The 13,063-nt window shown below is 60.2% G+C and carries 12 protein-coding genes; 10 read left to right on the top strand and 2 right to left on the bottom strand.

Going from position 1 to position 13,063, the window contains the following annotated elements; translation table 11 throughout:
* Window positions 1–15: 15 nt before the first annotated feature.
* Entirely contained in the window at window positions 16–1,065 is a 1,050-nt protein-coding gene (locus FE851_RS00235; RefSeq protein WP_186378716.1) for a glycosyltransferase family 2 protein, read from the top strand.
* Window positions 1,066–1,164: 99 nt separating this feature from the next.
* On the opposite strand, the gene FE851_RS00230 is transcribed toward FE851_RS00235, so the two are convergent.
* Window positions 1,165–1,692, bottom strand: a complete 528-nt coding sequence (locus tag FE851_RS00230; protein ID WP_145198870.1) for a calcium-binding protein — start codon at window positions 1,690–1,692, stop codon at window positions 1,165–1,167.
* A 669-nt stretch (window positions 1,693–2,361) separates the two neighbouring features.
* Between FE851_RS00230 and FE851_RS00225 the strand changes: the two genes are divergently transcribed.
* Together FE851_RS00225 and FE851_RS00220 are read left to right on the top strand one after the other, a co-directional pair.
* Window positions 2,362–4,335, top strand: a complete 1,974-nt coding sequence (locus tag FE851_RS00225; RefSeq protein WP_186378715.1) for a right-handed parallel beta-helix repeat-containing protein — start codon at window positions 2,362–2,364, stop codon at window positions 4,333–4,335.
* A 26-nt stretch (window positions 4,336–4,361) separates the two neighbouring features.
* Window positions 4,362–4,946, top strand: coding sequence for a hypothetical protein (locus FE851_RS00220; protein WP_145198864.1), 585 nt, complete (start codon window positions 4,362–4,364; stop codon window positions 4,944–4,946).
* On the opposite strand, the gene welK is transcribed toward FE851_RS00220, so the two are convergent.
* Complete coding sequence (welK, locus tag FE851_RS00215; protein WP_145198861.1) at window positions 4,867–5,907, bottom strand: beta-1,4-glucuronosyltransferase WelK; 1,041 nt, start codon at window positions 5,905–5,907, stop codon at window positions 4,867–4,869. The two genes, FE851_RS00220 and welK, sit on opposite strands and share 80 nt — an antisense overlap.
* A gap of 322 nt (window positions 5,908–6,229) precedes the next feature.
* Between welK and FE851_RS00210 the strand changes: the two genes are divergently transcribed.
* The 7 genes from FE851_RS00210 (at window position 6,230) to FE851_RS00180 (ending at window position 13,019) form a co-directional block, all read left to right on the top strand.
* Complete coding sequence (locus FE851_RS00210; RefSeq protein ID WP_186378714.1) at window positions 6,230–7,021, top strand: polysaccharide pyruvyl transferase family protein; 792 nt, start codon at window positions 6,230–6,232, stop codon at window positions 7,019–7,021.
* Window positions 7,012–7,545, top strand: a complete 534-nt coding sequence (locus tag FE851_RS00205) for a polysaccharide pyruvyl transferase family protein (protein ID WP_145198855.1) — start codon at window positions 7,012–7,014, stop codon at window positions 7,543–7,545. The genes FE851_RS00210 and FE851_RS00205 overlap by 10 nt, the downstream gene beginning before the upstream one ends.
* Before the next feature lie 92 nt (window positions 7,546–7,637).
* Entirely contained in the window at window positions 7,638–8,759 is a 1,122-nt protein-coding gene (locus FE851_RS00200) for a Coenzyme F420 hydrogenase/dehydrogenase, beta subunit C-terminal domain (protein WP_186378713.1), read from the top strand.
* A gap of 77 nt (window positions 8,760–8,836) precedes the next feature.
* The gene (locus FE851_RS00195; RefSeq protein WP_186378712.1) at window positions 8,837–10,042 is read left to right on the top strand and encodes an outer membrane beta-barrel protein; all 1,206 of its coding nucleotides are present in this window, start codon (window positions 8,837–8,839) and stop codon (window positions 10,040–10,042) included.
* Window positions 10,043–10,076: 34 nt separating this feature from the next.
* Window positions 10,077–10,901 carry a polysaccharide biosynthesis/export family protein gene (locus tag FE851_RS00190; RefSeq protein WP_261370813.1) on the top strand — a complete coding sequence of 275 codons (825 nt, stop codon included), beginning with the start codon at window positions 10,077–10,079 and terminating at the stop codon, window positions 10,899–10,901.
* A 23-nt stretch (window positions 10,902–10,924) separates the two neighbouring features.
* Window positions 10,925–12,259, top strand: a complete 1,335-nt coding sequence (locus FE851_RS00185) for a GumC family protein (RefSeq protein WP_145198846.1) — start codon at window positions 10,925–10,927, stop codon at window positions 12,257–12,259.
* Between the two features lie 94 nt (window positions 12,260–12,353).
* On the top strand, window positions 12,354–13,019 hold the full coding sequence (locus FE851_RS00180) for a CpsD/CapB family tyrosine-protein kinase (protein WP_186378711.1): 666 nt from the start codon (window positions 12,354–12,356) through the stop codon (window positions 13,017–13,019).
* Window positions 13,020–13,063: the final 44 nt, after the last annotated feature.

Here is a 13,063-nt window from a genome sequence, read left to right as displayed (position 1 = left end):
ACACCTTAGGCAATGGTGGACCTCATATCAATCATCATCCCGGCGTACAATGCGGCGCACACGATAGGTCGCACGCTGGCGTCCGCTCAGGGGCAGGTAGCCGTCGAATGTGAAATCATCGTCGTCGATGACGGATCGACGGACAGCACCCGGGTGCTGGTAGAGACGATCGCGACACGCGATCCGCGCATAAGGCTACTGGCCCAGGACAATGGGGGTGTGGCGCGGGCGCGCAATCTGGGCGTATCCAAAGCCAGGGGTAATTTCATAGCCCCGTTGGACGCCGACGACCTGTGGCATCCCGAAAAACTGTCGCGCCAGTTGGCGCGGTTGAACGAATCCGGACCGGACGTTGCGCTCGCCTATAACTGGTTCCGGCGGATCGACCATAATGACATGGTGATTTCCGGATCGCCGCACCCCAGGCTGGAAGGCCGCGTGTTCCACCGCCATCTCGCCTGGAATTTCATTTCCAACGGCAGTACGCCTCTCATTCGCAGCAAGGCGCTGGACAGCATCGGCTATGACGCATCGCTACGCGACCGCGGGTTGCAGGGCTGCGAGGATTATATGCTGCAACTCCAGCTCTCGCGACGCTTCAATTTCGCGTGTGTGCCAGCTTTCCTGACCGGCTATCGCCGATCGCCGGGCGCCATGTCCACCCATGTCGAGCGGATGATCCGGTCGCATATAGCCATGTTTGAAATCGTCGCGGGCGAGGTTGGCGGCAACGCGCTACCGATCATCCACAGGCAATTGGCGCGATTGCATGTCGAACTGGCGCGAAACTGTCTCGGCAAGCTGAATGTCAGGGGGGCCGCGATACATTTGCGGCGGGCGTTGGCGCAGGACGGTGCCGGCACGGCCCAGAGCCTGAAGCGGGAGTTGCGCCGGTCGGTAAGCAGCACGCCTTACGCGCGGACGTCCGGCAAACCTTTCCATGCGTTCACACCGGAGGCGCTTGATGGTCCCTGGATCGCCATGCGATCGACCGAGGCCCTGGGCGAACTGGCGGCACTTGATCTGGGAGGTTACCCGGCCAGCGGCCAGGGGCAGAAAGAATAGCCTTGTTAACTGCGCCAGCAGCTTAAGGCAGACAAAAAACGCAGCGGGAATATCCCGCTGCGTCTTCATTCATAACTGCAATGATGCGTGACGAAACCCTCAGGCAGGCGTCGACGCAGCCGCCGCATAGGCATCCCAGCCGCCAGTGATGTGAATCGACTGGATCTGGTCATGGCCGTTGTTGATGGTCAGGATCAGCACATTGGTGTTGCCCTTTTCGGAAACCGAGATCGCCCCGCCCGATTCGGAAACGGCCTTCGCCAGGCCAGCCCATGTGCTGATCTGTGCATCGGCGCCGCCGTTGAATGCATTGATGCCGCTACCGTCGGTGAAGTTCAGATTGGCGTAGTTGCCGAACACCAACGTATCGCCTTCGCTGAAATCAAGATCATAGATCTTGTCGAGATCAGACGCGCCGCCGATGTTGTTGCCGAAGAAGCGGAACTGGTCGGCGCCGTCGCCACCCCAAAGCTGGTCGTTACCCGAACCACCGGTCAGGATATCGTCGCCCCGGCTACCGCGCAGGATGTCGTCACCGGAAAGACCGTTGAGGATCGTGCCGTTGCGGCCCGAAGATTGAATGTCGTTGTCCGCGGTGTTGCCGCCTACATAGTTCTGATCAAGCATCGAAATACTCCCTTGATTGGATGGACATAATGAACTTGCCGCTCGCGATCCCGATGCGATTCGCTTTTTATTGTTCTGGTTGACTGTCTTTAGCCGCCCCCCGAATCAAAAGCAAACGACCGATTAAGAGAAATAGTTTGCGATAGGTTAATAGAAACCGCAACATGGTTATTGCACCACGGCACGGTTTCCCGCGAACGCGCCGTGCGCTCCCCCAATTCGTGCGCGACCGGCCAGACGCGGCCGTGCCATTTTGAAGCGTTTTTCTTGCAAAAGCCGCCAAATTCTTGGTGCAGGGCGCGAATCGCCGGCCTTGGCGCTGTGCGTGCGACTTGTCGCGACGAATAGGGTTAAGTCCGCATGTCGCATTGCAACAGCGAGACAGGCCACGACCGCCGCGCAAATGTGACGGTTAATAGCATAGATACCAATCTGCCACATCTAACCGCAACTCTCGGCCGGTAAACCTAAGCTTATGAAGTCACTGGGAAGCATCCCAATGGCAGAGGTTGGGGCGGTGAGAATATCATCCATTAACGGTTAGTCGAGTGTCGTTGGCATCATGCCCTCGACCAAATTCGCACGATCTCCAATGCGAGACGGCGATATGCGGGGTTGTAAAAAATGGCTAATATAGTTGTTGATAGTTCTGTTTCTCTGATTTCTGCGGTGAAATTGGCAAAGGATGGCGATGTCATACTGCTGAAGGCAGGTGACTATAAGTCCGTCAACTTCTCCAACATCCACGTCAACGGCAATGTGACGATCACATCGGCCGATGCAGGCGCCCCTGCCAGATTGCTCGATCTTGCGATCAAAAGCAGCAGCGGCCTAAGCTTCGACAACGTCCATTTCGCGCCACAAAGCGTCGATCGCGCCTTCACTTTTCTTGTCGCCAATTCGTCGGACGTCCATTTTTCCTCCGTCCAGGTGAATGGGCCTGAAGGCGCCATGGGCTACAAATCGTCGCCCTTCATGATCCGCAACAGCCAGAATGTGTCGGTCACCAACTCCGAATTCGCGCATCTCCAGCACGGCATTTCGGTTCTCGACAGCAAGGGCATCAGCCTGACCGAGAATTATTTCCACGATATCCGGACCGATGGCATCCGCGGCGGCGGCGTGTCCGACCTGACGATCAGCGGCAACTATATGACCGACTTCCGTCCGGCCGTCGGCGACCATCCCGACGGTATCCAGTTGTGGACGACCAATACGAAGGCATCGGCCACCAATATCGTCATCACCGACAATATCATCACACGCGGAACGGGCGATCCGATCCAGGGCATCTTCATGCGCGATCAGGTCGGGACTTTGCCCTACCAGAATGTGACGATTTCGGGCAATATGGTCGTAGGCGGCATGTATAACGGCATCGCGGTCGGCCACCTGGAAAATCTGTCGGTGACCAACAACATCGTCGCTGCACTGCCGGGACAGAAATCCTGGATCGGCGTGAATTCGGCGAGCGACAGCGTTGTGTCGAACAATATTGCGACCACCTATAATTTCGGGGTGTCGAACGTGGAGCTCGTCACCAGCCAGAACACGACAATTGCCACGCCCATCGACGGCGGCGCGGCGCTGCTCGATATTTGGCTGCGCGCCCACCAGGGCATGTTGGCCGACCAAGGCAGCCTGCTCACCTCTGTGCTGAACCTGTCGGGGACGCCCCCCATCGCATCGCCGCCGGTTGTTTCCGATCCGGTCACGCCCCCGATCGCGACGCCGGAAAAGGTCGAGCCTCCGGTCGCCCCCGTGGCGCCAGCGATCACCGACATCACCGGCACGTCGGGCGCCGACACGCTCAAGGTTTCGGGCAGCGGCGAGAGCAACATCTACGCCGGTGAAGGCAACGACACCCTGCATGGCGGCAGCGGCAAGAACCAGCTCGTCGGTGGCAACGGCAATGATATCTATCATGTGAAGGGCACGGGCGACACGGTGGTCGAGGGCAAGGATGGCGGCAGAGATACCGTCTATGCCTATGTCAATCACATGCTGGCCGCCAATGTCGAAACACTGCGCATGGCCAAGGAAGGCCTGGTCGGCGAAGGCAACGCGCTGGGGAACCGGATGATCGGCTCGGCCGGCGTCGACACGCTGTACGGCCATGCCGGAGACGACAACATCCAGGGCGAAGGCGGCAACGACATCCTTTATGGCGGTGCTGGCCAGGACACCCTGTTGGGGGGCGACGGCGACGATCGCCTGTATGGCGGCGACGGCAACGATATATTGTCGGGCAATGCAGGCAACGACATGATCGATGGCGGCGCGGGCAATGACAGCATCGAAGGCGGTGCAGGCGACAATCTGCTGACCGGCGGCGCAGGCAGCGATGTGTTCATCTTCCGCAGCATCGACCCGCTCAGCAACAATATCATCACAGACTTCAATGCTGCGGAGAAGGACAAGATCGGTTTGTCTTTGATCGACGCGAACGCTAAAACGGCGGCTAATGATGCCTTCAAGTTCATCGGTGCCGCCGAGTTCACGAAAACCGCAGGCCAGCTTCGCTACGAAGTGGCCGATGGGCACAGCTATGTGTCGGGCGACATCAACGGCGACGGCGTCGCGGACTTCACGCTGGTCCTTCAGAATGTCGACATGGTGCGGGCGAGCGATTTCATACTGTAACTACCACCACATGTCGCGACGCGCCCATGACATTGTGTGACGGTGCAGCGTTCCAGCGGTGGATCAACGAAATTGGCGATCCTGGGCTTTTGCCTTGGGTTGCCGTTTTCCTGTATCTGGGCGCGGCCTGGGCGAGCGGCAGGGCGGCCGGCCGGGCGCGAAGCAACGCGGAACGGATATTCTGGATCGGCGTCTCCACAGTCGCCTTCCTGCTGGCCGTCAACAAGCAATTTGATATCCAGACGCTGGTAATGCGGTGCGGCCGCGTTGCGGCGAAAACAGCGGAGCTGGGCGCGGACCGGCGGCTCGCCCAAAAGATAGCGGCGATCGCCCTGGTCGGGGGCGTGACCACGCTCTTCGCCTGGCTCCTGCTATCCATGAAGAAACTGGACCAGGCGATGCGCGTGACGCTGGCCGGCGGCGCACTGGTCGCCCTCTACATCCTATCGCGCAGTGGCAGCATCCTGCACCTGCCCGCGCTCAGCCCGCTGTTGCCGCGCCTGTTGTGGCCGCTTATCGAAGCGCTGGGCGCTATGCTGATGCTGCTGGGTGCGCTGCGGGCAGCGCGCCCTTCTCCAGACGGTTCAGTAGATCACGGAGATAAGCGATAAGCGCGCTGGGATCGGTCGTGGCGGATACCGGCTTCCGGTTGCGCACTAACGCCAGCGCAGCCAGAAATTCCTCATCCGTGTCGGCCACGGCCACCAGGCCGCGATTGGCGAGCGCGCGCGTGATCTCGCTCTGGTGATCGTCATAATGTTCGCCACGGTCTAATCGACGCGGGACCGTGATGACCCGGCATCCTTCCCGAAGCGCGGTGATCAACGAGCCGGTGCCGCCATGACAGACAACGATGTCGGCATCGCGCAGAAACTGCTTCATTTCGTCGAACGGCATGGTTTCGACCGTCTTGATGCCTTCGGACCGTGCGCCGCCCACGCCGATCTGGGCGATCACCTCCTCCGGAACCGATCCGTTGGCCTTCGCATGGGCGACCATATTGGTCAGCCGGTCGAACGGCAATGTTGCTCCGACCGTGGCGAACAGCAGCGGTTTTTTCGCCGGGCGGGGACCATCGAGCAGCCGGAAGGGATCGAAGCACAGCGCGTCGCCCCATTGTTTCGCCGATTCGGCAGACTGGGCTATGCGGACATAGGCGATTGGCCCAACGATCCGGGCGAACATGGAAGGTCCGCGAAAGCGCGCAAACGAATCGATCGCGATGATCCGGGCGCCCATGATCCGCGCCCAAAGAGCGGTGAAGAATACCGATCCCGCACCGGTGGTGATGACGATGTCCGGCCGTTTGCGCCATATGATCGACGCCGACCGCGCCATGTTGCGGACCGCCGCCGCCATCATCCGGAACGGCGCGCCCAGCCGCGCCTGCCCCAGGGCGACATGCGGGACCAGCACCGCTTCATGGCTGGCCGCGATCGACTGTCCGAGCGCTGTATCCTCCGTCACGAAAAAATAGTCCCGCCCAGCCCATAACGGTTCGAGGTCGAGAAGTTGACGGACATGGCCGCCGCCCGATGCGGCCAGACAAATTCGGAAGGGTCGCTTCGCCATCAAGGATACTCCGGAATCTGCGGCTCCACCTGCTGTGGCCGCAGATGGTTAAGTGCCTGTCGCATACAGTTGAAATAGGATATGGCTATTTCGCAAGTGCGAAGTTAAATTTGTCCTCGCAAAACTGGGATCGAGAGAGCGTTCGCATGTATTTTCTGTCTTTCCCACGAGCTTTTGATTCGTCGCCATGCGTCAGATACGAAATATCCGCGGTATATACCATACGGCGGGTACGGCATGAGCAACGGGCCTATCCCTTCCCCTTTGAAACAGGTCCATCGCTGTAATGCTAGACCATCGCGAACCGTTGGCGAATCGTTCCATGGGGCGTGACCCGCCATTTCGCATCGCTCTGCTGTGGCACTCGCTCAGTTCCGGCAATTTGGGCGTGGGCGCGCTCACGCTGGCCAATCTGGCTCTGGCATCTGACGTTGCCCGATCGATGGGGCTTTCACCGCAATTTCTGGTGATGAGCATGCGCGATGGCGACGCGCCGCGAATCGGCGGGGCCGATATCGACAGTTTCACCATCGATAGCAGGCGGTTGGTCCAGCCCGGCGGGTTCTGGAAAGCGGTCGGCGGCGTCGACTGCGTACTGGATATCGGCGCAGGTGACAGCTTCGCCGATATCTATGGTCCCAAACGCTTCGCCTTTCTGTGGCTCACCAAGATGATGGCGCTCGCACGCGGCAAACCGTTGCTATTGTCGCCGCAAACGATCGGTCCGTTCACGAAGCCGATTTACCGGTTCCTGGGCGCATGGGCCATGAGGCTGTCGGCGGGCGTGGTGGCGCGGGACGACATGTCGCTGGACATGGCGACCGCGATGGCCCCGCGGTCCCGCATCACCCGCGCGGTGGATGTCGCCTTCGTGCTGCCCTACGAAAGCCAGCGGGCGCGGGCAGGACAGGAAAAGCTCCGGGTTGGCGTCAACGCGTCGGGCCTGCTGTTCCATGAGGCGGAGACGGGGCGCAATCGATTCTGGCTGGGCTACGATTATGCCGCGTTCACCCGCAGGCTGATCACTGCCCTGCTCGCGCGCGGGGCGGAAGTGCATCTGGTGCCGCATGCGACCAGCAAGAGCTGTCTCTTATACACATCTAGATGTGTATAAGAGACAGCGATTATGCCGCGTTCACCCGCAGGCTGAGCACTGCCCTGCTCGCGCGCGGGGCGGAAGTGCATCTGGTGCCGCATGCGACCAGCAAGAGCGATCCGACCGATGACGACGGCAGGCTGGCGGATCGACTGATCCAGGAATTCCCGGCCGCCATCCGCGTACCCGAATTCGCCGGGCCGAGCGAAGCCAAATCCTATATCTCCGGCCTGGATTTCCTTGTCGCGGGACGGATGCACGCCTGTATTGGCGCCTATTCGGCCGGGGTGCCCGTGGTGCCGGTGGCCTATAGCCGCAAGTTCGGCGGGCTGTTCGGCATGCTGGAGCATCAATGGATGGTTCCTGTCACCGGGATGGATGCCGATGCGGCGGTCGCTTACGTCCTTGCCGCGCTGGACGAGCGAGACGGCATAGCCGCCGCCCAGCGGGAGGGGATGAAACGAATAGATGCCATGCTCGACGTCTATCGCGATGAATTGCGGCGAACTTTTACAGCAGCACTTACGGGAAACGGCCAATGATATCCTCATCGCCAACGCTACGACGCGTAGCGCGGGGCCAATTATGTTCCGGCTGCGGCTTGTGCGCGGGCATATCCGGTGGCGCTATTGAAATGGAGACGGCAGCACCGGGATACAGCCGCCCCCGTCAGGTAGCGCCACTGAACATCGTTACCGAGCAGACAATAGAGACCGCATGCCCTGGCGCGACCATAGCGCCGTGGCAGGATGCGCCGCATCGCCATCCTAGCTGGGGGCCGTGGTATCAAACATTATCGGGGCATTCCAGTGACGAGACCATAAGGCATGCCGCGTCCTCGGGCGGCGCATTGTCGGCCCTGCTGATAGTGGCGCTGGAGACTGGTCTTGTCGAGCGGGTGTTACATGTCATGGCGGACCCCGATCATCCCACGCGCAACATCATGACGTGGTCGGAAAGCGCATCGGACATAATAGAGAATGCAGGATCGCGCTACGCAGCGTCATCACCTCTGGCCCTCATCGAGAACGCCCTACAGGATGGACGCAAATTCGCCTTTGTGGGCAAGCCCTGCGATGTTTCGGCGCTTCGTCAACTAGCGCGCACTGATGATCGAGTCGCTTCGCAAGTGCCAATCATGCTATCCTTCTTCTGCGGCGGCGTGCCAAGCCACGCCGGCGCCGACAGGATCGTGACTGCTATGGGGCTGAAGCCAAACGATCTGGTTGAATTTCGCTATCGTGGCAACGGGTGGCCAGGCATGACGCGGGCAGTAACCGCCGGCGGGCATGTCGGCGAGATGCGATATGCCGATAGTTGGGGGCGTTATCTGTCGAGCGAGGTGCAGTTCCGCTGCAAAATATGCCCTGATTCAGTCGGGGGTGTTGCCGATATCGCTTGTGCGGATGCTTGGTATGGCGGGGAGTCAGGCTACCCACAATTTGAGGAACAGGCCGGGCGCAGTCTGATCATGACCCGAACGTCAGTGGGCGAAGCTTTGTTGAATCGGGCGATCCAAATGCGTGCCCTGGTAACGGAACCTCTGGGAATCGCAAACGTCGATTTGATGCAGCCTGCCCAGGCGCGTCGCAAGCGTTTGGTGGCGGCGCGCCTCATGGCTAGCGCCATCCTGGGACAGCCTCGCCCTCAAACCCGTGGCCTTGACATCGGAACGGCGTCACGCGCAGCGAGCTGGAAGGAACAATGGCAAAATTTCGCTGGCACCGCCCGCCGTATCATGATGGGACTGCGATGACCGACGGGCTTTGCGGAAATAACTTGCTGCACTATGACAAGCCGGAAATCGGGGCGGGAACCATGACTGGAAGAACCATGAAAAGGGCAAGTATCGCGACATCCGCGATTGGCGCGCTGTTATCCACGATCGCCGCACCGGCCCATGCACAACAGGGCAAGATGCTGCAATTCGATCTTAGCGGCTCCCTATTATATGACAGCAATGTCGCACGCGGCAGCGATGCGGCAGCAGCATCGCGCGGGCTGGAAAAAGAGGATATCCGTCTCTCTCCGGCCGTGGGCGTGACGCTGAACAAGACACTGGGCGTTCACCAGGTCGCCCTGACCGGTTCTGCTGGCTATGATTTCTATACCCGCAACGAGCGGCTGAATCGCGAACGGGTGGCGCTCGACGCGAGCGCCACGCTGCGGCTGCCCATCTGCACCGTCGACCTGCGCACCAATTTCAGCAGGCGGCAGAGCGACCTGGGCGACCTGTCGGTCATCCCCGGCGATCCCGTCAGCAGCTCCAAGAATGTGCAAACGGCAAAGGGCGCAGGCGCGACGGCAAGCTGCGGCGGAGCGGTCGGCCTGCGTCCCACGGCGATGGTCGACTGGTCCGACGCGCAAAATAGCGCCGAGGTGCGCAAGGCGTCCGACAACCGATCCTTCACCTATGACGGCGGCGTGCTATATACGCATCCCTCAATCGGCAACATCACGCTCTACGTCGGCAAGCGCGAGGTCGATTATCCCAACCGCATCCCCTCGCCCACCGGCGCGCTCGACAGTTTCGACGCCAATCGGTATGGATTGATATATAGCCGGGACATCGGCGCACAGCTTACCGTGGGCGGCGAGATCCAGTATACCGACGTCAAGCTGGGCAATGGCCGCGACGGTTTCAGCGGCACCAACTGGCGCGTTAACGCCACCTTATCGCTGGCACAGTTGCAGATAACGGGTGAAACGCGCCGCGCGGTAGAGCCTTCGCTGGGTTTCGACGCCAATTTCATCTTGCAGAGCAATCATAGCCTTACGCTGCGCTATGCGCTTTCTCAACGGTTGACTACCAGTCTGAACGGCACGCTGGCCGTGCGCGATTACGACTATGGCATCGGGGTCGTTCCGGGTCAGATCGTCCACGACAATATGAAGCGCGCATCCGTTGGGCTAAGCTTCCTTGTTTCCAATCGCATTACGCTCAGCACGGAAGGCAGCTATCAAAAGCGCAATGCCAATGGCAGCCTGTATGATTATGACGGTTATCAGGTCGCTTTGCGCTTAAGCACTAGCTTCTAACGTGCATTTAGAGGACGATAGAGTCGGAGGTATTATGTATCTGAAGGGATTATTCCGTCTCGGCTGGCTGATGCTCGCATCGCTGCTGATGACACCGGCGATCGCCCAGCAACGCCCAGCACCTGCGTCGGCAGTTGCCGGAGTCCCCGGCGAATCACTAGCGGACGGTTATGTGCTTGGTTCGGGCGACGTGGTCGAGGTCAGCGTTCTGGGTCGTGAGGACTTCCGTTCGCGCGTGCAGATCCAGTTCGACGGCACAATCGAACTGCCCTTGATCGGCAATATCGATGCCGGCAACAAGACGGTCCTCCAGTTGAAGGAAGAGATTCGCAGCAAGCTGAAGAATGGCGGATTTTTTTCCAACCCGGCCGTCAACATCTCGATTGCCACGTATGCCAGCCGCTATGTCGTCGTCCTGGGTGAGGTCGGCGCGCCCGGCATCGTGCCAATCGACCGCGCCTATCGCGTGTCGGAAATCCTGGCCCGCGTTGGCGGCACCAAGGGAAGCGGTGCCGACATATTGACCATCACCCGCGCCACGGGCGAGGAAGTAAAACTGGACGTAAGGCAGATTTCCACCGGGTCGGGCGACGCCGACCCCTTCGTAAATGCGGGCGATAAAATCTTCGTGCCCGCCGCCCCGACCTTTTACGTCTATGGCCAGGTGAATTCACCTGGCGCCTATCGGATTGACGCCAACATGACGGTGCGTATGGCACTGGCGCGCAGCGGTGGCCTGACCGCCCTAGGTTCTGCCAAGCGCATCAAGGTCACGCGCGAAGGCAAGGATCTGAAAATGAAGCTGGACGATCCGATCGGCGACAAGGATGTCATCGTCGTCGGTCAAAGATTCTTTTAACCCCACATCCACGAGGGCATATTATGAGCTTCATACAGTTCTTCCGGATATTGTGGGCATACAGGTTGCTCATAATCCTGATCACCCTGGCCTGCTTCGCTGGTGCCTTCGTAGTGGCCAAGCTGATCCCGGACCGTTATGAAGCTCATTCTCGCGTAATGCTGGACGTGATGAAGCCCGATCCGATCACTGGCGAAGTCATCTCGAACAGCTTCGCGCGGGCCTATACCAAGACCCAGATCGAACTCATCACCGACTACCGGTTTGCCGGCGCGGTCGTCGATCAGTTGGGATGGATCAACGTACCGAGCTTCAAGACCGCCTATGAGGCGCAGGCGCGGCCCGGCGATGGCGGGTTCCGTCGCTGGCTGGCGCAGATCATGATCGGCAGCACGGCGGTCAAGCTGATCCCCGGCACCGCCATCCTCGACATCTCCTATTCATCCAGTTCGCCGGATACCGCCCGCAAGGTGGCCGACGGTATCCGCAAAGCCTATGTCGATCAGAGCGTGGCTTTTCGGCGGGAAAGCGCATCGTCCAACGCGACCTGGTTCCGTCAGCAGGGCGAAGACCTGCGCCGCCAGCTTACCGAAGCGCAACAGCGCAAGACCGCCTATGAAAAAGCGAACGGCGTCGTCCTCCAGGATGATTGGTCGGACGCCGACACTAGCCGGTTGAAGGCGCTGTCCAGCCAGATCCCGGTCACGACTATTGGCGGCGCGGGGTTGCCGGTATCGTCACCTGCCCAAGCACAACTGGCCCAGATCGACGCCCAGATCATCTCCATGTCACAGACGCTGGGACCGAACCATCCCGACCTCGTCGCCCTGCGCAACAGCCGGGCGTCGATGGCCGCTACCGCCGCCCAGGAACAAGCGCGCGCGCTCGCTGCCGCGCGAGCCGGCAGCGTAGGCGGTCCTTCGATCGACGGACAAGTCGCAGCGCAGCAGGGCAAGGTGCTCGCCAATCGCGAGAAGATTGACGAACTGCGCAAGATGCAGGCCGTCATCGACGTCCTGCGTGCGCAGGCCCAGAAGGTCATGGGTCGCGCGACCGAACTGGGCGTCGAATCAGGGTCTAATGAAAGCGGCCTGACCATGTTGGGCAGTGCCGTTGCGCCGGCCAGTCCTACTTGGCCTAATGTTCCCATGATATCAGGCGTCGCCCTGATCGCCGGCTTCATATTGGGCATCCTGGTCGCTCTGGCGAGCGAATTGCTAGGCCGCCGGGTTCGCGGGCCCGAGGACTTGGCGCTGACTGGCGTTCCGGTCATCGGCGTGGTGGTAAGCCAGCACAGGCAGTCAGGCAAAAAATCGCCGCTTGAATGGTTGGGCCTGCGCAAAGCGCAAACGACCTGATAGCGACCATGAATCATAGGATGCAGGTGTTTCGATGAATGATGGCGTAAGTGATGCGGCCGCTGCCAGGCCCGATGGGGAGGTTGGACCTGGTATGAACAGCGATGCGCCAGTGCCAGCGGCGTTCCAGTTCACACAGGACGTGGTGATGATCCACGGCATTGATTATTCTGCGGAAGTGGAGTCGCTCGGCTCATTGAGAACGCAGATCATGGCGCAGCATCTGCGCGAAGGGCGGCGTGCCCTGACGATTTTGTCGCCCAACAAACGCGGAGGCACGACATTCGTCGCCGTGAACCTGGCAGTTTCGCTCGCACAGGCGGGCATCAAGACGTTGCTGATCGACGGCAATATGCGCGATCCGTCGGTGCAGCAGATGATCTTGCCGCCCGAACCCGTGCCCGGCCTGAAGGAATTCCTCGAATCCGAGGTCGAACTGGGCGAGATCATCCAGGATGAGATCCTTCCGCTCTTGTCCGTCATATACGCTGGTACGCCTACAGCCAACGCCCAGGAACTGCTGGCGCGGCCGCAGCTCAACCAACTGGTCGATCTTTGCCTGCGCGAATATGAGGTAACGATCGTAGATACTCCCGCCGCCAATAGTTGCGCGGACGCCCAGCTTCTGGCGACGCTGTTGCGCTACGCCCTGATCGTCGTGCGCAAGGATGAGAGTTATGTGAACGACGTCTGGACGCTGATCAACGACCTTAAGTCCAACCGCGTCGAAATGATCGGGACGGTCCTCAATGAACATTGAGGCAAGACGTCGCCTTCCCCGTCACCCCCTCTTCTTCGGAATGG

This window comes from Sphingobium sp. B2 (genome assembly GCF_007693735.1).
In the GTDB taxonomy this organism is placed as follows: Bacteria; Pseudomonadota; Alphaproteobacteria; order Sphingomonadales; family Sphingomonadaceae; genus Sphingobium; species Sphingobium xenophagum.
Note: the sequence above shows the minus strand (reverse complement) of the source record. Positions and strands in the feature narration are given on the sequence as shown.

Excerpts from the sequence above, each read along its gene's own strand:
- FE851_RS00195 (WP_186378712.1), top strand. The coding sequence starts at position 8,837 with ATGAAAAGGGCAAGTATCGCGACATCCGCGATTGGCGCGCTGTTATCC.
- FE851_RS00180 (WP_186378711.1), top strand. The coding sequence starts at position 12,354 with ATGAACAGCGATGCGCCAGTGCCAGCGGCGTTCCAGTTCACACAGGAC.
- FE851_RS00200 (WP_186378713.1), top strand. The coding sequence starts at position 7,638 with ATGGAGACGGCAGCACCGGGATACAGCCGCCCCCGTCAGGTAGCGCCA.
- welK (WP_145198861.1), bottom strand. The coding sequence starts at position 5,907 with ATGGCGAAGCGACCCTTCCGAATTTGTCTGGCCGCATCGGGCGGCGGC.
- FE851_RS00190 (WP_261370813.1), top strand. The coding sequence starts at position 10,077 with ATGTATCTGAAGGGATTATTCCGTCTCGGCTGGCTGATGCTCGCATCG.
- FE851_RS00185 (WP_145198846.1), top strand. The coding sequence starts at position 10,925 with ATGAGCTTCATACAGTTCTTCCGGATATTGTGGGCATACAGGTTGCTC.
- FE851_RS00230 (WP_145198870.1), bottom strand. The coding sequence starts at position 1,692 with ATGCTTGATCAGAACTATGTAGGCGGCAACACCGCGGACAACGACATT.
- FE851_RS00210 (WP_186378714.1), top strand. The coding sequence starts at position 6,230 with ATGGGGCGTGACCCGCCATTTCGCATCGCTCTGCTGTGGCACTCGCTC.
- FE851_RS00205 (WP_145198855.1), top strand. The coding sequence starts at position 7,012 with ATGTGTATAAGAGACAGCGATTATGCCGCGTTCACCCGCAGGCTGAGC.
- FE851_RS00220 (WP_145198864.1), top strand. The coding sequence starts at position 4,362 with ATGACATTGTGTGACGGTGCAGCGTTCCAGCGGTGGATCAACGAAATT.